The sequence below is a fragment of the Pseudomonas sp. MT92 genome (assembly GCF_058792515.1).
In genome coordinates, this window is record NZ_JBXAFA010000001.1 from 44,675 (window position 1) to 62,802 (window position 18,128).

The 18,128-nt window shown below is 59.1% G+C and carries 20 protein-coding genes and 1 pseudogene; 8 read left to right on the forward strand and 13 right to left on the reverse strand.

The genetic code is table 11. The features are described 5' to 3' along the window. Positions 1-219: 219 nt before the first annotated feature. The gene (gene cfaB / locus AC1Q6D_RS00230; RefSeq protein WP_103402993.1) at positions 220-1,407 is read left to right on the forward strand and encodes a C17 cyclopropane fatty acid synthase CfaB; all 1,188 of its coding nucleotides are present in this window, start codon (positions 220-222) and stop codon (positions 1,405-1,407) included. Here the strand turns inward: cfaB and cls are convergent. Beyond that, positions 1,404-2,843 carry a cardiolipin synthase gene (cls, locus tag AC1Q6D_RS00235; protein ID WP_103402992.1) on the reverse strand — a complete coding sequence of 480 codons (1,440 nt, stop codon included), beginning with the start codon at positions 2,841-2,843 and terminating at the stop codon, positions 1,404-1,406. The two genes, cfaB and cls, sit on opposite strands and share 4 nt — an antisense overlap. A gap of 133 nt (positions 2,844-2,976) precedes the next feature. Here cls and AC1Q6D_RS00240 point away from each other — a divergent pair, with 133 nt between their 5' ends. Then, positions 2,977-3,498: a DUF3617 domain-containing protein gene (locus AC1Q6D_RS00240; protein WP_047535330.1), complete on the forward strand. Its 522-nt coding sequence runs from the start codon at positions 2,977-2,979 to the stop codon at positions 3,496-3,498. Between the two features lie 78 nt (positions 3,499-3,576). Here the strand turns inward: AC1Q6D_RS00240 and AC1Q6D_RS00245 are convergent, their stop codons facing one another. The 5 genes from AC1Q6D_RS00245 to folE2 form a co-directional block, all read right to left on the reverse strand. Further along, positions 3,577-4,482, reverse strand: coding sequence for a His/Gly/Thr/Pro-type tRNA ligase C-terminal domain-containing protein (locus AC1Q6D_RS00245; protein WP_103402991.1), 906 nt, complete (start codon positions 4,480-4,482; stop codon positions 3,577-3,579). Positions 4,483-4,649: 167 nt separating this feature from the next. Continuing rightward, positions 4,650-5,525: a metal ABC transporter substrate-binding protein gene (locus AC1Q6D_RS00250; protein WP_103402990.1), complete on the reverse strand. Its 876-nt coding sequence runs from the start codon at positions 5,523-5,525 to the stop codon at positions 4,650-4,652. Between the two features lie 11 nt (positions 5,526-5,536). Beyond that, positions 5,537-6,403 (reverse strand): metal ABC transporter permease, encoded by an 867-nt coding sequence (locus tag AC1Q6D_RS00255; protein ID WP_103402989.1) that lies wholly within the window; start codon positions 6,401-6,403, stop codon positions 5,537-5,539. After that, on the reverse strand, positions 6,403-7,071 hold the full coding sequence (locus AC1Q6D_RS00260; RefSeq protein WP_103402988.1) for a metal ABC transporter ATP-binding protein: 669 nt from the start codon (positions 7,069-7,071) through the stop codon (positions 6,403-6,405). Before AC1Q6D_RS00260 ends, AC1Q6D_RS00255 begins: the two co-directional genes overlap by 1 nt. Next, positions 7,068-7,964: a GTP cyclohydrolase FolE2 gene (gene folE2 / locus AC1Q6D_RS00265; protein WP_103402987.1), complete on the reverse strand. Its 897-nt coding sequence runs from the start codon at positions 7,962-7,964 to the stop codon at positions 7,068-7,070. The genes AC1Q6D_RS00260 and folE2 overlap by 4 nt, the downstream gene beginning before the upstream one ends. A 106-nt stretch (positions 7,965-8,070) precedes the next feature. Here folE2 and AC1Q6D_RS00270 point away from each other — a divergent pair. Next, positions 8,071-8,268: pseudogene (locus AC1Q6D_RS00270) on the forward strand (N-acetylmuramoyl-L-alanine amidase); the annotation flags it as partial. 3 nt (positions 8,269-8,271) lie between these two features. On the opposite strand, the gene AC1Q6D_RS00275 reads toward AC1Q6D_RS00270, so the two are convergent. Further along, positions 8,272-8,649: a glutamine synthetase gene (locus tag AC1Q6D_RS00275; RefSeq protein ID WP_103402986.1), complete on the reverse strand. Its 378-nt coding sequence runs from the start codon at positions 8,647-8,649 to the stop codon at positions 8,272-8,274. Positions 8,650-8,793: 144 nt separating this feature from the next. Here AC1Q6D_RS00275 and zigA point away from each other — a divergent pair, with 144 nt between their 5' ends. Both zigA and AC1Q6D_RS00285 read left to right on the forward strand, forming a co-directional pair. Next, the gene (gene zigA, locus AC1Q6D_RS00280; protein ID WP_103402985.1) at positions 8,794-9,999 is read left to right on the forward strand and encodes a zinc metallochaperone GTPase ZigA; all 1,206 of its coding nucleotides are present in this window, start codon (positions 8,794-8,796) and stop codon (positions 9,997-9,999) included. Continuing rightward, on the forward strand, positions 9,999-10,664 hold the full coding sequence (locus AC1Q6D_RS00285) for a DUF1826 domain-containing protein (RefSeq protein ID WP_103402984.1): 666 nt from the start codon (positions 9,999-10,001) through the stop codon (positions 10,662-10,664). The genes zigA and AC1Q6D_RS00285 overlap by 1 nt, the downstream gene beginning before the upstream one ends. Before the next feature lie 4 nt (positions 10,665-10,668). On the opposite strand, the gene AC1Q6D_RS00290 is transcribed toward AC1Q6D_RS00285, so the two are convergent. Beyond that, positions 10,669-11,025 carry an NADH:ubiquinone oxidoreductase gene (locus AC1Q6D_RS00290; RefSeq protein ID WP_103402983.1) on the reverse strand — a complete coding sequence of 119 codons (357 nt, stop codon included), beginning with the start codon at positions 11,023-11,025 and terminating at the stop codon, positions 10,669-10,671. A 26-nt stretch (positions 11,026-11,051) separates the two neighbouring features. Between AC1Q6D_RS00290 and AC1Q6D_RS00295 the strand changes: the two genes are divergently transcribed. Beyond that, complete coding sequence (locus AC1Q6D_RS00295) at positions 11,052-12,023, forward strand: CobW family GTP-binding protein (protein ID WP_103402982.1); 972 nt, start codon at positions 11,052-11,054, stop codon at positions 12,021-12,023. A gap of 10 nt (positions 12,024-12,033) precedes the next feature. On the opposite strand, the gene AC1Q6D_RS00300 is transcribed toward AC1Q6D_RS00295, so the two are convergent. Then, complete coding sequence (locus AC1Q6D_RS00300; protein ID WP_047535298.1) at positions 12,034-12,447, reverse strand: DUF3301 domain-containing protein; 414 nt, start codon at positions 12,445-12,447, stop codon at positions 12,034-12,036. A 120-nt stretch (positions 12,448-12,567) separates the two neighbouring features. Here AC1Q6D_RS00300 and pdxY point away from each other — a divergent pair, with 120 nt between their 5' ends. Beyond that, positions 12,568-13,440 carry a pyridoxal kinase PdxY gene (gene pdxY, locus AC1Q6D_RS00305; RefSeq protein ID WP_047535295.1) on the forward strand — a complete coding sequence of 291 codons (873 nt, stop codon included), beginning with the start codon at positions 12,568-12,570 and terminating at the stop codon, positions 13,438-13,440. A gap of 50 nt (positions 13,441-13,490) precedes the next feature. Here the strand turns inward: pdxY and AC1Q6D_RS00310 are convergent, their stop codons facing one another. Continuing rightward, entirely contained in the window at positions 13,491-13,973 is a 483-nt protein-coding gene (locus AC1Q6D_RS00310; protein WP_003229693.1) for an acyl-CoA thioesterase, read from the reverse strand. A gap of 283 nt (positions 13,974-14,256) precedes the next feature. Between AC1Q6D_RS00310 and AC1Q6D_RS00315 the strand changes: the two genes are divergently transcribed. Then, entirely contained in the window at positions 14,257-16,020 is a 1,764-nt protein-coding gene (locus tag AC1Q6D_RS00315) for a cation:proton antiporter (protein WP_047535289.1), read from the forward strand. A gap of 22 nt (positions 16,021-16,042) precedes the next feature. Here AC1Q6D_RS00315 and AC1Q6D_RS00320 read toward each other — a convergent pair whose 3' ends face one another. The 3 genes from AC1Q6D_RS00320 to AC1Q6D_RS00330 all read right to left on the reverse strand — a co-directional run bounded on the left by AC1Q6D_RS00320 (position 16,043) and on the right by AC1Q6D_RS00330 (position 18,088). Continuing rightward, complete coding sequence (locus AC1Q6D_RS00320; RefSeq protein WP_047535286.1) at positions 16,043-16,450, reverse strand: SMI1/KNR4 family protein; 408 nt, start codon at positions 16,448-16,450, stop codon at positions 16,043-16,045. Positions 16,451-16,589: 139 nt separating this feature from the next. After that, the gene (locus AC1Q6D_RS00325) at positions 16,590-17,468 is read right to left on the reverse strand and encodes a Tim44 domain-containing protein (RefSeq protein WP_103402981.1); all 879 of its coding nucleotides are present in this window, start codon (positions 17,466-17,468) and stop codon (positions 16,590-16,592) included. A gap of 179 nt (positions 17,469-17,647) precedes the next feature. Next, a complete protein-coding gene (locus AC1Q6D_RS00330; protein WP_103402980.1) occupies positions 17,648-18,088 on the reverse strand; it encodes an EamA family transporter in 441 nt (146 codons plus the stop codon). Positions 18,089-18,128 lie beyond the last annotated feature (40 nt).

The following is an 18,128-nucleotide window of genomic DNA, read 5'->3' on the forward strand; positions in this document are numbered from 1 at the left end:
TTCGGCAGCGGCTCTAGCGCGCGGGATGCCCGGTTGAAAGATTTCAGAACTGTGTGCGCCGTTCGCAGTCATTTAAGGTGAGGGCAAGGCAATTTGTGTATTCGCGGCAAGCGGGCGTTTTGCCGCGAATTATAGAAATTGGCTATTAGTTCGATAGCCAGCTATTTTTCCAAGATGGTCTACCCTCTGATCAGACGTCTGAAACAAGGGGGATTATCCATGCTCGCGCAACTTCCACCGGCCTTACAGAATCTGCAGTTACCGCTACGCCTGCGACTCTGGGACGGCCATGAATTCAATCTGGGGCCGACACCCAGCGTCACGATTGTGGTCAAGGACCCACAAATGGTTACCCAGTTCACCCGTCCCAGCCTGGACGCGCTAGGGGCAGCGTTTGTCGAAGGCAAACTGGAGCTGGAGGGTTCCATCAGCGACGTCATTCGCGTGTGTGATGAATGGAGTCAGGCGCTGCTAGCGGAGGACGATGGCAGTCAACCTGTACGTACCGTCCACGACAAGGAAACCGACGCCAAGGCGATTTCCTATCACTACGACCTTTCCAATGCGTTTTATCAGCTGTGGCTCGATAGCGACATGGCGTATTCCTGCGCTTATTTCGAGACCGGCAGCGAGACCCTTGAGCAAGCCCAACAAGCGAAATTCCGCCATCTGTGCCGCAAGTTGCGCCTGCAACCGGGCGACTATCTGCTCGATGTCGGCTGCGGTTGGGGCGGGTTGGCGCGGTATGCGGCCCGTGAATTCGGCGCGAAAGTGTTCGGCATTACGTTGAGCAAAGAGCAACTGGCCCTGGCCCGCGAGCGCGTTAAAGAGGAAGGGCTGGAGGACCTGGTCGAGCTGCAGTTGCTCGACTACCGCGATTTGCCGCAAGACGGTCGGTTCGACAAGGTGGTCAGCGTCGGAATGTTCGAACACGTCGGTCACGCCAACCTGGCCGAGTACTGCAAAACCTTATTCGGTGCGGTGAAGGAGGGGGGCCTGGTGATGAACCACGGGATCACGGCCAAGCACACCGATGGTCGTCCGGTGGGACGTGGCGCTGGGGATTTCATTGAGAAATACGTATTCCCCAACGGCGAGCTGCCACACCTGTCGATGATCTCTGCCGAGATCAGCGAGGCAGGGCTCGAGATTGTCGATGTCGAGAGCTTGCGTCTGCACTACGCACGCACCCTGGACCACTGGAGCGAACGCCTCGAAGATAACCTTGAAGCCGCCGCCAAAGAGGTGCCGGATCAAGCGCTGCGGATCTGGCGGTTGTACCTGGCAGGATGCGCCTACGCGTTCGCCAGGGGCTGGATCAACCTGCACCAGATCCTTGCGGTGAAGACCCACCCCGATGGCAGCCATGAACTGCCCTGGACCCGCGACGACATCTACACGCCTTAAAGAATCGGCGAAATAAGCCGGGCAACCCGCATGCCGACTTGTTGCAGGCGGTGGGTTTCCCGGCTTTCTTCTTTGGCGATTTCGTGCGCCTGGGCGAAGTCGTCGTTGAGCATGTGCTCCACCTCGGCAGCAAAGGCGCTATCGACCGTCAGCAACATCACTTCGAAGTTCAGCCGGAACGAACGGTTGTCCAGGTTGGCGCTGCCAATGGCGCTGATTTCACTGTCGATCAAGACCACCTTCTGATGCAGGAAACCGGGCTGGTAGCGGAACACGCGCACCCCGGCACGCACGGCTTCGAAGGCATACAGGCTGGAGGCTGCGTAGACGATTCGGTGATCGGGTCGTGACGGCAGCAGCAGCCGCACATCCACCCCGCGCAATACCGCCAGGCGCAAGGCAGCGAACACCGCTTCGTCCGGAATGAAATAGGGGCTGGTGATCCACACCCGCTCGGTCGCCGCATGGATGGCTTCGACGAAGAACAACGAACAGGTCTCGTAGGAATCCGCTGGCCCGCTGGCCAGCAATTGGCAGAGCACTCCGTCATCCGGGTACACATCCGGCAGAATCAGGGGCGGCAGTGCGCGCGCGGCCCAGAACCAGTCTTCGGCAAAGGACTCCTGCATGCACGCCACTACTGGGCCACGGACGCGCACATGGGTATCACGCCAAGGGGCCAGGGGCGGTTTCTCGCCCATGTATTCGTCGCCGACGTTGTGCCCGCCGACGAAGCCCAGCATTCCGTCAACGACGACGATCTTGCGGTGATTACGAAAGTTGACCTGAAAGCGGTTAAGCCAGCCGCTGCGGGTCGCGAAGGCCTTGACCTCGACGCCGCCCTCGCGCAACGACTGCACATAACTGTGGGGCAGGGAGTGACTGCCAATCCGGTCGTACAGCAAGTAAATCGCCACGCCTTCGGCGGCTTTGTGCAGCAGCAAATCTCGCAGACGCTGACCGAGGCGGTCGTCGTGGACGATGAAGAACTGGATCAGGACGGCTTCCTTTGCCTGGCTGATGGCGTCGAAAATCGAATCAAACGTGGCTCGACCGTTGATCAACAGTCGCACTTCGTTGTTGGCCAGGCACGGCATACGGCCCAATTTCGGCATGGCTCTTAATGAGGCGTATGCGGTGGAGGCGCGAGCCGTGAGCGCTTCTTCTACCCATGGCCGCCAATTGAGCTCGGAGATCGCCCTGCGCATTTCTTCGTTGGCCTGGCGCCGGGCCTTGATGTAAGCGTTGAACGTACTGCGGCCAAACACCAGATAAGGGATGAGCGTCAGGTAAGGTATAAAAACCAGGGACAGGGCCCAAGCGATCGATCCCTGGGCGGTGCGTACGGTCAGCACCGCGTGTATCGCCGTGATCATGCCCAGAAAGTGCAGCAGCGCAATCGTGTAGCCAAAAATATGGGGGCCAAAATAATCCATGGGGGGCAGCCTTGCTCCTGAAGATTCAATGCGTAACAGACCATGTTCCGGGCAGAATGTCGCTATTTAATTGACCCATGAACCGAAGCCCGTGGCTGACGTCTAACGGCCACTACTGATCAGGAGTTACACGATGAACGTTCGTCTGCTGGGTTTGGCCATGGCACTGGGTTTGGCACTTCCTGTGGCCGCTCAGGCGCAAATGCTTCAGCCAGGCTTGTGGGAATTGACCTCAAGCAATATGAAAGTCGATGACCAGAACCTGCCGGATCTGCAACTGATCCTCGGCCAGCTTCAAAGTCAGATGACCCCTGAACAGCGCGCGCAGCTGGAAAAGCAGGGCATCACCATGGGCGGTAAAGGAATCCGCGCGTGCTTGACCCCGGAGCAGGTCAAGACTGACAACATTCCACTGACGGACCCGCAATCGGGCTGCAAGCAGGAAATCACTGATCGCAGCGGCAACCAGTGGAAATTCCGCTTCAGTTGTCCTAAGGCGCAAGGTGCAGGTGTCGCCACGTTCCTCAGCGATCGTGAGTTCACAACCAAGGTTAACGGCACCTTCAATGCCACTGGTATTCAGCAGAAAGGCAGTCTCGATACCCGCGCCGTGTGGTTGGGGCAGGATTGCGGAACCGTGAAGCCCAGGGCTTAAAAGCTTCGCGGGCCAGCCTCGTTCCTGCAGAGGTCACCGACTGACAGGGAATGAGGCGGGTTCGCGAGGGTGCTGCGTTTACACGAGCTCATTTCCCGGTTGCTTCAACCATTCACACGCCGCCTCAACCTTCATCCTGCCGAAATCCTCACCGGTGCGACTGCGTACACTGACGAACCCACCCGCCTGCTCTTTCTCGCCAATCACGATCAGGTAGGGCACCGTTTGGCTGTGCTGGCGAATCTTGTAACCGACTTTTTCATGTCGCAGATCCGCTGCTGCGCGCACGCCAGTGCGGCGCAAGGTTTCGGTCACCGATTGTGCATAAGTCGCCTGACGTTCATCGATGCTCACGACCATCACATGGGGAGGCAGGCGCCACTGTTGCAGCTCCTGGTGGCTGGACCAACACGTACCGTAGATCCGTTGCTGCAAGGTCCCGCTGATGTGATCAAGGGCGAATGCTTGCAGGACCTTGGTGGTGGGCACGTGCGGGCCAGTCGTTAAATACTCGGAGTCACCCAGGCGGTAGACCGACAAGTGCTCAGGGTGCATAGAGGGAGAGGGCGTCTCACGGCGACGTATTGAGTGGTTGGTCGCGGCCAGTGACTGCATGCGCGCTTCGATCAGGGGCAAATCGGTCGAGGTCAGGGGGCGCTCGACAGCAAACTCGCAAAAGAATCCGTCACCCAGCACCGAGCCCGTGCGCATTTGCGCGTGGGAATGGAGTTGCTTGACCGCCATGGCCAGCATCAACGAGCAGGACCGTCGCAGGATTTCCAGCCCATCGGGCTCCCGCGGCGTCACAATGCTGACCCTGGCGTTCGCCTTGATCATGAATTCGCAGTCCACTAGCGCACCTTCCACCCGGCCTGCTACTGCCGCATTGGCCAGCCCTGGACCGATACTCGCGGCAACCTCATGGACTGAAAGCGGTTGATCGTATTCACGCAATGAACCATCGGGGAGGGTGATCTTGATCATGGTTATTGTTCTCAAATGCTTCGATCACACGCATGAACATTAGAGGTAAAGGTTATCGTTTGTCATTAAGACCTTCTTCCTATCCCGCCACTGCCCCCGACGGCCATGTTCAGAATTCGTTCTCCAGGGCCTTGTAGCCAGGCGCCAGAACGCGGTAGGTCACCGGATCATCGTTTTCTCAACGCGTTGTAGAGGGTATTGAGATTGTGTTCGAACAACCCGGCAAACGTACTGGCCGGTCCGCTCGACGCGAGCGCGTCGGAGTACAGGGTGCCGCCGATCTGCGCCCCGCTTTCGTCGGCGATCTGCTTGAGCAGGCGGGCGTCCTTGATGTTTTCCATGAACACCGCTTTGACCTTGGCCTGACGAATCTGGGTGATCAGCGCAGCGACTTCGCTGGCCGAAGGTTCGCGTTCGGTCGACAGGCCCTGAGGCGCCATGAAGTCGATTCCATACGCCTGGCCGAGATAGCCGAAAGCGTCATGGGACGTGACGATCTTGCGATTGCCCGGGGGAAGCGAGCCGAGCTTGGCCTTGGCTTCGGCCAGCAGTGCGTGGATCTGCTTCAGGTAGGTTTGGCTATTGCGTTGGTAGTCGGCTTTATTTGCGGGGTCGGCGGCGATCAGGGCTTTGGCGATGTTGTTGATGTACAACTCGGTGTTCGCCAGGTTGTGCCAGGCATGGGGGTCTGGAATAGATTCGCCGTCCTCCTCCAGTGAGCGCGGAATGACGCCGTGGCTGGCGCTGATCAACGGTGCTTTGGTTTCACTGCTGGCCACCAGGCGATCCAGCCACGGTTCGAAACCCAAGCCATTCTTGATGATGAGTTTGGCCTTCAACAGCGCTTTCGCGTCATCTGGCGTCGGTTCGTAAGTGTGGGCATCGGCGTCCGGGCCGACCATGTTGGTGATCTGGATATGCTCGCCACCGACCTGATGCGTCATGTCGGCGAGGAGGCTGAAACTGGTGACCACCTGAAGTTTTTCTGCAGCGGACAGCGACATTGACAGCATCAAACTGAACAGCACGAGTAAAGCGCGCATCGGGTAATACCTCATTGGGATGTGAGCAAAGGTGGGCGGCGCAGCAATCCGTGCACCGGTCCGAACACCACGGACACCAGATAGAAACCGCCGGCCACCAGCACGATGGCGGGACCGCTGGGTAGCGAGTCATGGAACGACAGCAGCAGACCGAGCCACACCGAGACGCTGCCGAGCAGCGCCGCAATGGCGATCAATACCGGCAGTCGACGGCTCCAAAAGCGCGCAGCGGCGGCGGGCAGCATCATCAAGCCAACCACCATCAAGGCCCCGATCGCCTGGAAACCAATAACCAGATTCAGCACCACGAGCGTCAGGAAGACGCCATGGACCAGTGGGCCGAGCCGGCTGACGATTTGCAGGAAAAGCGGGTCGAGGGTGTCCAGCACCAGCGGACGGTAGATCAACAGCAGGGTGATCAGGCTGACGCCGCAGACCCATAACATACCGGTCAATGTCGGAGCATCGACCGCCAGCGCGGAGCCGAACAGCAGGTGCAGCAAGTCCAGGCGTTTACCGGCCATCCCGAGGATCAGTACGCCGCTGGCCAGGGAGATCGGGTAGATAGCAGCGAGGCTGGCGTCTTCCCGCAGGCCGGTGCGACGGGTGACCCATGCGGCGAGACCCGCCATGCCAAGGCCTGCGGCGAGACCGCCGATGGTCAGTGCGCCGAGGCTCAAACCGGCGAGCCAGAAGCCCAGTGCTGCACCGGGCAAGATGCCATGGGCCACCGCATCACCCATCAGGCTCATGCGTCGCAAGATCAGAAATACGCCAAGCGGCGCTGTGCTGCACGCCAGCGTCAGGCCACCGAGCAACGCTCGGCGCATGAAGACGAACTCGTGAAAGGGTTGCCAAAAATCGACGGCAGCGAGCATCAGGCCACCTGCGTTTGCGGTTGTTGATGGATCAAGTCCACGCTCTGCCCGAGGACGCACCCACTGCTTTTGATCAGTAGGGTTTGGGGCATGTGTTGGCGAACGGCGGCCAGGTCGTGGCACACGACGACCAAGGTCCGGCCCTCGGCATGCCAGGCGTGAATGTGTTCCCAGAGCAGCGCCTGACCCGATTCATCGAGGGCCGCATGAGGTTCATCGAGCAACAACAAGGGCGCGTCCGAGAGGCTCAAACGGGCAAGCAGGGCACGCTGTAGTTCGCCGCCGGACAGCGCCATTAACGGGCGTTGTTCCAGGCCGTTCAGGTGCCAACTTTCAAGCACGGCTTCTAGGCGTTGCTTGCGTGTCTCTGGCGCGTGCTTGCTGCCCCAGAAACCAGCGGCCACCAAGTGCTGGAGGCTGATGGGAAATTGCCGGTCCAGATGTTGTTGCTGTGGTAGAAATGAAAGGGCGCCCCGACGTGTAACCCCTAGCACAACCTTGCCAGCCAGGGGCTTTTGCAGCCCCGCGATGACTTTCAACAGGCTGCTTTTACCTGAGCCGTTCGCCCCGATAATGGCGGTCAGGCTGCCCTTGGCTAATTCGAAATTGATCGGTGGCGTCAGCGGTTGTCCGGGCGGTCCCCATTGCAAGGCTTGGCAATGGATCATGCGGCCTCCCAATTCCAGCGACTGTCAGCCACGGCATCGTGGGCGTGCAGGCTTTCCGCGTGGACGACTCGAATGTGGAAGGCATTAATGCCCGGGGCGCGTTTCAGGGCCTGGTTCAAACGTCGCGCGGCGTCTTCACAGAACATCAAGTTCTGACCGTTGGCCAAGGCGAAGGCTTGCTCGTCTGCGCGCTTTACTGCGGTTTGCACGGCGGTACCGAGGGCCGCTTCGGCGTCGTTGATGATTGCAACCAGCGGCAGTTCATCCAGATAGTCATCCAGACGAAGACGCAATTGGGCACTGCTGCGTTGACTGTGCGGCGTCGCGACGATGCCGTTTGTTGACCCGAGCCACGCCAACACGTCGGCATGTTGCAGGGAGGTATTGGCGAAGTCAGTGATGAATTGTTGCTGAATCAATTGCCGGGCCAGTGCCGCTGAGCAGGGACAGGTTGAGGAGTACGGCAGGTCGATTTTTAGTTCCACGTGGAACATTGCGTTTTTCAAACGCGCTTCGATGGTCACTGGGTAGCTTTTCCAGCCGGCCAGCGGGCTAATCAATGCCGGTCTTTTTAGCAGTAAATCGGTGTGAATTTTTATCGATGCGCTGCTGGAAAGCCCTCGGTGGCTGTCGAGAAAACGCTGTAACACTCGCTGTAGAACAGCGGGCGAGAGCGTTTCCTGTTCCAGTTGTTCCAGCGCCAGATAAAGACGCGACATGTGGATGCCGCGTGCTTCTCCATCGTCAAGGCTCACTCCGGCATCAGCGGTTGCCACCAAGCGTTGGCCATCGAACAAAACAGGAAGAGCAATGCCGCACATGCCCACCCACTCCAGTGGCAGGGCTTGGCGTGCGGCCTGCGCGGCGATATCCGGCAGAGTCAGCGCATTCATGGGCAGGTCCATCGTGGGAGTTAATTTGACATGTTATATTATAACAATCAAATCGACGATGCCTTTTTCACGAGCGGGCTTTCACCCTGCACAGAGGCAAGCACAGCAGTCTCCGGACGTGCTGTCGCTCCTGGTGGAAACCGGCTTCATTTCCAATGCCTGCGATAGTCAGCGATGGGTCACGGCACGCCATCAGCAGGCAGTGGCTGACGGCTTGTTTGAAGGTTTGTAGCGCTACTTTCAGAAGAACCCGCCGGACCATAGCTTCATCGCCTGGCGGCAGGCGCAGAAAACGTCCCAAGCCTGGCTAGCAGCCAGCAACTCGGCTGCAGGTGAACCTGGCACTGCTACCGCCGGAGCTGGAAAACCGATTGATCGTGGTCCAGCCGACGCGCCGGTTATAGCCGACCCAGGTTTCACCGTCAGAGGCTATGCCAGTGAAAAACGTCAGTTGGCCGTAACGACTGTTGGTTTGTGCCCAGTAGCGTTTTCCGGCCGCTTCGAACCCGCGCAGATAAATCGTGCTGCCGACCGTGTTGACGCTGTAGGCATTGCCATCGGCGTCCACGCAAGCCAGCAAATTGGCGCTGCGGGTGCAGGTGGCCAACGTTGGAATTTGCCCCCATGTATCGACGGCGACCAACAATGCAGCGCTCATCAGCGCCAATTTCAGGGCATTAGGCATGGCGTTTCTCTTGGCTGGAAGGGGCTTAGGCATTCTGCCTTTTGTCATCGCGGGCAAAAAGGGAGTAGTTTGGTCGTTTGGTTATATTATAACATTTAGATAAGCCCGACGATTTGACCGGGCATTTCTTGTGAGGAGCACCTGATGCCCGATCGTCTTCCCGTCACCGTGTTGTCCGGTTTTCTGGGCGCCGGAAAAAGTACACTTCTTAATTACATACTACGTAATCGCGAAAACCTGCGGGTCGCTGTCATCGTCAACGACATGAGCGAAATCAACATCGACGGTAGCGAGGTGCAACGGGATGTGCGCCTCAATCGTGCTGAAGAAAAACTCGTGGAAATGAGCAACGGCTGCATTTGCTGCACGTTGCGCGAAGACTTGCTTGAGGAAGTGAGCAAACTCGCGATGGACGGTCGCTTTGATTACTTGTTGATCGAGTCCACCGGCATTTCCGAACCGCTTCCCGTCGCGGAAACTTTCACCTTTCGCGACGAAAGCGGCCAAAGCCTCAACGACATCGCCCGGCTCGACACCATGGTCACCGTGGTCGACGGCATGAACTTCCTGCTCGACTACCAGGCCGCCGACAGCCTCGACTCCCGTGGTGAAACCCTTGGCGAAGAGGATGAACGTTCAATCACCGACCTGTTGATCGAGCAGATCGAATTCGCCGACGTCATCCTGGTCAGCAAGATCGACCTGATCAGCAGCCGCGAACGGCAAGAGTTGATGGCAATCCTCGAGCGGCTCAACGCCCGCGCGGAAATTATCGCGATGGTCATGGGCGAAGTGCCGCTGAAAAAAATCCTCAACACCGGTCGATTCGACTTCGAAAAAGCCGCCGAGGCACCGGGCTGGTTGCAGGTGTTACGGGGTGAGCATGTGCCGGAAACCGAAGAATATGGCATCGCTTCTGCGGTTTATCGTGCGCGCCGACCCTTCCATCCGCAGCGATTCTTCAGCTTTATCGATCGTCCGTGGGTGAACGGCAAACTGCTGCGTTCCAAAGGTTTTTTCTGGCTGGCGAGCAAGCATAAGGATGCGGGCAGTTGGTCCCAGGCCGGGGGGCTGATGCGGCACGGGTTTGCCGGACGCTGGTGGCGTTTCGTGCCGAAAGACCAGTGGCCTCAAGAGGAAGAAAGCACGGCCGGCATCATGGCGCACTGGACTGCCGCCACGGGTGACTGTCGACAGGAGCTGGTGTTCATCGGCCAGAACATCGATTTCGCGCACCTCACCGACGAGCTCGATGGCTGCCTGCTGACCGAAGAAGAAATGGCGCTCGGTGTCGAGGGCTGGCAACGTCTGCCAGATCCATTCGGTCCCTGGCATGAAGAGGCGGCCTGATGTTGACGCTGACCCCTCTGGGCGCGGGCCCGGTCGCGACGCGCGCCCTGTATCAACATCAGGCTGCCACGCCAGAGTCCTTGACCCGCATCCTCGACGATGATGTGAACCTCGCTGTCTGGAATCGCCAGCTCCCGGCCCATATCGCGGATTTCTCAACCCTGCTGCTGTCCCTGAACGAGCCGCTGGCCGAGTCGTTGTCACTGGAAATGCCCGATGACGAAGCAGAGCCCGATCTCCACGGATTGGCCTCACGTTTCAGTGATGTTCAGGGCTACGAAGGCTTCATCGCCGACCTGTCGTGGCTGGTCCGTGCGTTCGCCTGTTTGCTCGGCGCCAGGCGCATCGGCCTGCGTCTACGGGTTTTGGACAAGGCCATGTGCCCGCGTTTTCACGTCGATCACGTACCGGTGCGGCTGATTACCACCTATGCCGGGATCGGCAGCCAGTGGCTGATGGAAGGCGCGATGGACCGCCGACAATTGGGCAAGCCTGACGCGGAACCTCAGGACAACTCGCTGATCGGGCAGATCGCCAGCGGCGACGTGGCGTTGCTCAAGGGGGAGAAATGGCACGGCAACGAAGGTTTCGGGTTGATTCACCGCTCGCCGCAACTCGCTGCTGGCGAGAGGCGTTTGATCCTCACCCTCGACTGGTTGAGCTAGCGGCTCAGGGTTTGAGCCAGGTGCCCTGGCTCTGGGCCTCGCAAAACGGCTTCAGATACGCCGCGTCGGTGGCCACGCCGTAATAGTGAATATCCTGCCGGTAAGGCATATTGGCGACTTGAGCGTTGCTGCAGACGCCGAACGCCCCGGCAGGGCATTGGTCGAGGTACTGGACCTCGACTTTCTGTCCGGCCAGATTCGGTTGGCAAAAGCCATCGGCGAACAGTTTTTCCGGGATGTTGCGGTTCTGCTGACAGACTTTCACGTCGAGCCTTTCAGCCTGACTGTGGACGATGCAGGCTTGAGCCAGCGCCTCGCCGCAAGTCAGCGTCAGGAGCAACGACAATCCCCTCAACCGCATCCTTACCCCCTCAGAAAACCTCGATCATGTTGCAGAACATTCCCACCCACGTCATCGCCGGGCCATTGGGTGCCGGCAAGACCAGTTTGATCAAGCACCTGCTGGCGCAGCGCCCGGCCGGAGAGCGCTGGGCGGTGTTGATCAACGAGTTCGGCCAGATCGGCCTCGACGCCGCGCTGCTGACACAGGACGCCGATGGTATCGCACTGGGTGAAGTCGCCGGGGGCTGTTTGTGTTGCGTCAATGGCGCGCCGTTTCAGATCGGGCTCGGCCGCTTGCTGCGCAAGGCGCGACCGGATCGGTTGTTCATCGAGCCGTCCGGGCTGGGGCATCCGGCGCAGTTGCTCAGGCAGTTGAGCGAGGCGCCGTGGGTCGGCGTGTTGGCGGTGCAGCCCTGTGTGATGGTGCTCGATGCCCAGGCTCTTGCCAGCGGCAAGGCGTTGCCCGAGTCGCAACAGGACGCGTTGGGTAGCGCCGGCTTGTTGCTGCTGAACAAGGCGGAAGGCCTGGATGCCAGTGATCGCCAGCGAATCGCTGCACAGTTGCCTGCTCGTTCATTGTATTGGACGCAGCAAGCGCTCTTGCCACTGAGCGAACTGCCGGGACTGGCGGCTCAGGGAGCGGCGGGTGTGGATAACTTTGTGATGCCCAGGGGGCTGGGGCAAATACCGGCAATCTGGAGCGATCCGGCGCTGCCGATTTGTTTGAGTCAGGAACAGGAGGGCGGCTGGAGCATCGGCTGGCGCTGGCATCCGAGCCAGACATTCGATGTGACGCTTGTTTCCCGGTGGCTGACCAGCCTGGACTGGCGACGGGCGAAGTTGGTTATCCACAGTGTCGAGGGGTGGGTCTCGGCAAATGCGCTGGACAATGCCGAATTGCAATGGCTGGCCACTGAGTGGCGGCAGGATTCGCGGATCGAGCTGATTTTCAGTGCGCCGCAGGATGTCGACTTACTGCAGCAAAGCCTCGCCGAGTGTCGGTTGAGCGGGAGTTAACTCGCCGCGCTCAAGGCCGCCATTTGCTGTGTTCTTGCCGCCAATGGCTCAGTTCGATCACTTCGGCACTGGGCCTCGCTACATCGACCACCGGTGGCGTGTCGTCGAACGGTGCCGGGTAGGGTGCCAATTCGATCTGCGCACTGTGGGCGCCGAACTGGGTGATGGTGCCGTTGTGGCGAGTTTCGCCCGTCACGGTGAATTCGAAGTTATACACACGGGCCAGGCGCCGACGACCACTGGCATCCTTGATGAAGCCTATTTTTTTCAACGCCACGTTGCCATCCAGCAACTCGATTCCGAGTTTGCCGCAATGCTGCTTGACCCGCTCCAGCGCTCGTTCGCGCAGGCCGTGGTTGTGCCAAAGCCAAGCGCCCGCCGTGGCGAACAACATCAGCACGAAAATATTTCCAAGGGTCAGCATCAACAGGGTGCTCCAACAAGATAGTGTCAGCTTAACTGCGTCGCCGGTCTGTCGTACAGGCTGCGTTTAGTCGCATACTGCGCGGCTCGAATTTCAATCGTTTTACGGATAACTCACCGCATGAAACGTACACCCCATCTGCTCGCTATCCAGTCCCACGTGGTGTTCGGCCACGCTGGCAACAGTGCCGCGGTTTTCCCGATGCAGCGGGTCGGGGTAAATGTATGGCCGCTCAATACCGTGCAGTTCTCCAACCACACTCAGTACGGCCAATGGACCGGCGAAGTGCTGGCGCCTCATCAGATCCCCGACCTGGTTGAAGGTATCGCGGCGATTGGCGAACTGGGCAATTGCGATGCGGTGTTGTCGGGCTATCTCGGCAGTGCGGCCCAAGGCCGGGCCATCCTCACGGGTGTGGCGCGGATCAAGTCGATGAATCCCAAGGCCTTGTACCTGTGTGACCCGGTGATGGGGCATCCGGAGAAAGGTTGCAGCGTGCCGGCGGAAGTCAGTGATTTCCTGCTGGAAGAGGCCGCCGCCGTGGCGGACTTCATGTGCCCGAATCAATTGGAGCTCGACAGCTTTTCGGGGCGCAAGCCGCAGTCGCTGTTCGATTGCCTGGCGATGGCGCGAGCGTTGCTGACGCGCGGTCCGAAGGCGGTGCTGGTCAAGCATCTGGACTATCCCGGCAAAACGCCGGACGTCTTCGAGATGCTCCTGGTGACCGCAGAAGGCAGCTGGCATTTGCAGCGTCCGCTGCTGGCGTTCCCGCGTCAGCCGGTGGGTGTTGGCGACCTGACCTCCGGGCTGTTCCTGGCTCGTGTACTGCTGGGTGACAGTCTGGTGGCCGCTTTCGAATTCGCCGCGTCGGCGGTGCATGAGGTGTTGCTGGAAACCCAGGCCTGCGCCAGTTATGAACTGGAGCTGGTGCGGGCGCAGGACCGGATTGCCCATCCACGGGTGCGGTTTGAAGCGACTTCGATCAGTTTGTAAGCCGATCGCGAAAAAAAGATCGCAGCCTGCGGCAGCTGCGATCTTTTGCCTTAAGCGTCGCCCTTGATTTCCTGATAACGCTTTTCCAGTTCCTGGCGAATCTGTCGGCGCTGTTGAGCCTGCATGTAGCGACGCTTGTCTTCACTGTTTTGCGGTTGCAGGGGCGGCACGGCTGCCGGTTTGCGCTGGTCATCCACCGCGACCATGGTGAAGAAGCAGCTGTTGGTGTGGCGCACCGAGCGCTCACGAATGTTTTCGGTCACTACCTTGATGCCCACCTCCATCGAAGTGTTGCCGGTGTAGTTGACCGAAGCGAGGAAGGTCACCAGTTCGCCGACATGAATCGGCTCACGGAAAATCACCTGGTCTACCGACAGGGTCACCACGTAGCGGCCGGCATAACGGCTGGCGCAAGCGTAGGCCACTTCATCGAGGTATTTGAGCAAGGTCCCGCCGTGAACATTGCCAGAGAAGTTGGCCATGTCAGGGGTCATCAATACCGTCATCGACAGCTGGGCGTTTCCGGGTTCCATAGCATTCTCACGGGTCAAGGCAAGGTCTGAGGGGACGCACCTCTGCGGGTGCCTGTACGGTTTTTTCAAACCAACGTTATCGGGACGCCGCAGCGTGCGCCGCCGTCACGCCGGATCGATCTGTTTCCTTATATTGCACTGCCTTTCTGCCGGAAGTCGCGGTGTTACCCTTCAAAAGCCCATATCCAGGGGCAATTCCTACGCGGAAAGCGGATTTATTACCCTGCTTGATCAGACTTTTCCTGCGTCCGATTGAGCGATGTCAGTCAAGGAGCCTCACACCATGCATGCCATCAGTTTCATTCAGGATTTGGCAGTCATCATGCTGGTCGCAGGTGTGGTAACCGTGCTTTTTCATCGGTTCAAGCAACCGGTGGTTCTGGGCTATATCGTCGCCGGCTTCATCATTGGCCCACACACCCCGCCGTTCGGCTTGATCCACGACGAAGAAACCATCAAGACCCTGGCCGAGCTGGGGGTGATTTTCCTGATGTTCTGCCTGGGTCTGGAGTTCAGTCTGCGCAAGTTGTTCAAGGTGGGCGCCACAGCGTTTATCGCGGCGTTCCTGGAAATCGTGCTGATGATCTGGATCGGTTACGAGATAGGCCGATGGTTCGACTGGAACACCATGGATTCGCTGTTCCTGGGCGCGATCCTGGCGATTTCCTCGACCACCATCATCGTCAAGGCGCTCAACGATCTGAAGATGAAGAACGAGCGCTTTGCGCAGCTGATTTTCGGGGTGTTGATCGTCGAGGACATTCTGGGCATCGGCATCATCGCTTTGCTATCGAGTATCGCGGTCAGCGGCACGGTCAGCTCCGGCGAAGTATTCTCCACGGTCGGCAAGCTCTCGCTGTTCATGATCGTCGCGCTGGTCATCGGCATTCTGTTGGTACCGCGATTGCTGGCCTATGTGGCCAGATTCGAGAGCAATGAAATGCTGCTGATCACGGTGCTGGGCCTGTGTTTTGGCTTCTGCCTGCTAGTGGTCAAACTTGAGTACAGCATGGTTCTGGGCGCGTTCCTGATCGGTGCAATCATGGCCGAGTCCCGGCAGTTGCTGAAGATCGAGCGCCTGATCGAACCGGTTCGCGATTTGTTCAGTGCGATTTTCTTCGTCGCCATCGGGTTGATGCTGGACCCGATGATCCTGCTGCAATATGCCTGGCCGATTGCGGTGATCACCGTCGCCGTGGTGCTCGGCAAGATGTTGTCCTGCGGCCTTGGCGCCTTTATCGCCGGCAATGACGGACGCACCTCACTGCGGGTTGGGATGGGGCTGTCGCAGATCGGCGAATTTTCTTTCATCATCGCTGCCCTGGGCATGACCCTGCAGGTCACCAGCAACTTCCTGTATCCGGTGGCGGTGGCGGTATCGGTGATTACCACGCTGCTGACACCCTATTTGATTCGCGCGGCCGATCCTTTGTCGATCAAGCTGGCCGCCGTGATGCCGCAGCGTCTGGGGCGAGTACTGGGGATGTATGGCGAATGGCTTCGCAGCATCCAGCCGCAAGGCGAGGGTGCGCTGCTGGCATCGATGATTCGACGAATTCTGCTGCAAGTTGGGGTCAATCTGGCATTGGTGATCGCGATCTTCTTCGCCGGCGCTTATTTCGCCGAGAAAGTGTCCGCCTATGTGCAAGATCTGATCAGCGATCCGAGCTGGCAGAAGGCGCTGATCTGGGGTGGAGCGCTGCTATTGTCGCTACCCTTCCTGATTGCCGCGTATCGCAAGCTCAAGGCACTGTCGATGTTGCTGGCGGAAATGGGCGTGAAGCCGGAGATGGCCGGGCGCCACACACAGCGAGTGCGTCGGGTGATTGCAGAAGTCATCCCGATCCTCTCGCTGTTGGTGATCTTCCTGCTGTTGGCAGCCTTGTCGGCCAGTATTCTGCCGACCAACAAGTTGCTGATGCTGATCGTCGTGGTCGCAGCCGCCGTGGCGGCGCTGCTGTGGCGCTGGTTTATCCGTGTCCACACCAGGATGCAAATTGCGTTGCTGGATACTCTGGACAATCACAAGGACTCATCCGGGCACTGACCCGTTGGGGGCGTCTGCGCACTCAGCTTTCCAGCCAGACGTCCCGCGCCCAGTGCCAAACCGATTCCCAGGTTTCTTCGGCGAGCAGCTCGTCTTCGGCCTGCCAAAGCGCCACGGTGCCATCCTCTTCGACCACGTAGTAGTCATCACCGTCCTGGCAGATTGGAATCATGCTGCGATCAACGCCAGCGTCCCAGGCGTTGGCGGCAACGTCCGGCAGGTAAGTATGGGATTGTGGGTCGGTGACGGTCACCGGCTCCAGGCTGCCGTAGACCACGTCGCTGACGGTCAGCAGAAACTCTCTGAAGACGAAGGGAATGTCGATGAACAGCTGTTCTTCGATCTCCACCAGCAGGTCTTCGTCCGGCAACTCCAAGGGGACCGGTACCGGTTCATTGGCTTCACGCAGCTGTTCGATGATTTCTTCCACGTCCGGGATCCTCTTGCTTGAATGGCGCGGTTTATATGGGGCGGTTTATACAGTAGCTCGCTATAGATGCAACCGTGAAATAGAAAACCCCGGACGAGTCCGGGGTTTTTTATTACTGCACGTAAGGCGCGTAGGTCAATCAGCCGTTCTGGCGGATACCGGCCACCAGCCAAGGCTGGTTTTCGCCCTGGGCACGTTCCATGTTCCAGCTTTCACTGAACACTTCGCCCTGGTCGAAACGCGAGGTTTTCGACACGCCGCTGAAGGTCAGGGTGGCGATGGTCTTGTCGGCGCGATCATCCACACCGTCCAGTTGTACAACGAGGTTATCGATGTAGGTGGACTGGAAGCCGTCGCCCAGATCGGCACGTTCGCGCTTGAGGAAATCCAGCATTTGCGGGGTCACGAACTCGGCGATCTTGTCCATTTCGTTGGCATCCCAGTGTTGTTGCAGGGACTGGAAATGGTTGCGGGCCGCTTCGATGAAGTTCTTTTCATTGAACCAGGCTGGCGCATTGATCACCGGACGTGCAGCAACCGGTGCGGCCGAACCGCCGAAGATCGAGCCGCCGGCAGGCTTCTGCTCGAACACTTCACGCTGCATGGGTGCGTAACCTGCCGGAGCCATGTGCTCCTGCTGCTTGCGACGACGAGCGGCAATAAAGCGGAAGATCAGGAAGGCGATGACCGCCATGATCAGGATGTCGAAGATCTGCATGCCCTGGAAGCCACCGCCCATGAACATGGACGCCAACAGGCCACCGGCGGCGATGCCGGCCAGAGGGCCGAGCCAGCGCGAAGCACCACCGGCCTTGGCTGCGGCACCCGCGGCACCTGCAGCGCCAGCGGTCGCAGCAGCGCCGCCCATGCCTGGAGAAGAAGGTGCCATCTGGCTGGTTTGGTGCGTCGGCGCCGCGCCGGCGCTTTTGCCACCACCGAAGCGCTTGGCGGCATTGACGTCGAGACTCATCGTCAGGCCAATGCACAGCGCCATGGCGATGCTAAGAAAACGTTTCATAAAGGGAATTCCCGTTTGTGGAGGGCACGCGCGCCATGTTGCACAGCTGAAGTGTCACTGGCTAGCGGCAGAGTGTTTCGGGCTTTTGCTTGACAGGTTTCATTCAGCTTTAGTCAATGCAATAAGGCCTGTTAACTTTGGTCTGTAAGATAAGTGGATAAGTTCTGTAGGGAAGATCTCTAGCGTCGCAGCGCCAGCATGACTACGCCGGCCGTGATCAGACCGATTCCGCTCCATTGGCGCAGGTCGAGTTTTTCACCCAGCAGGATCACGCCGAGCACCGCGACCAGCACCACGCTGAGTTTGTCCACCGGAGCGACCAGTGAGGCAGGGCCGACCTTGAGCGCGCGGAAGTAGCAAATCCACGATGCGCCAGTGGCCAGCCCCGACAGCAGCAGGAACAGATAGCTCTTGGGGGAAATCGATCCCAGTGACTGATATTGGCCCGTGGCGCACAAAATCAAGGCCAGGCTGACCAGGACCACGATGGTACGCAACAGGGTGGCAAAGTCGGAATTGACGTTTTCAATGCCGACTTTCGCGAAAATGGCCGTCATTGCCGCGAATGCCGCCGATAACAGGGCCCAGAACGTCCAGGAAGAAAAAAAGCCTGAGCCCATCTCATCGCACCTTGAATTCAAATGTCGGCCTGCAGAAAAG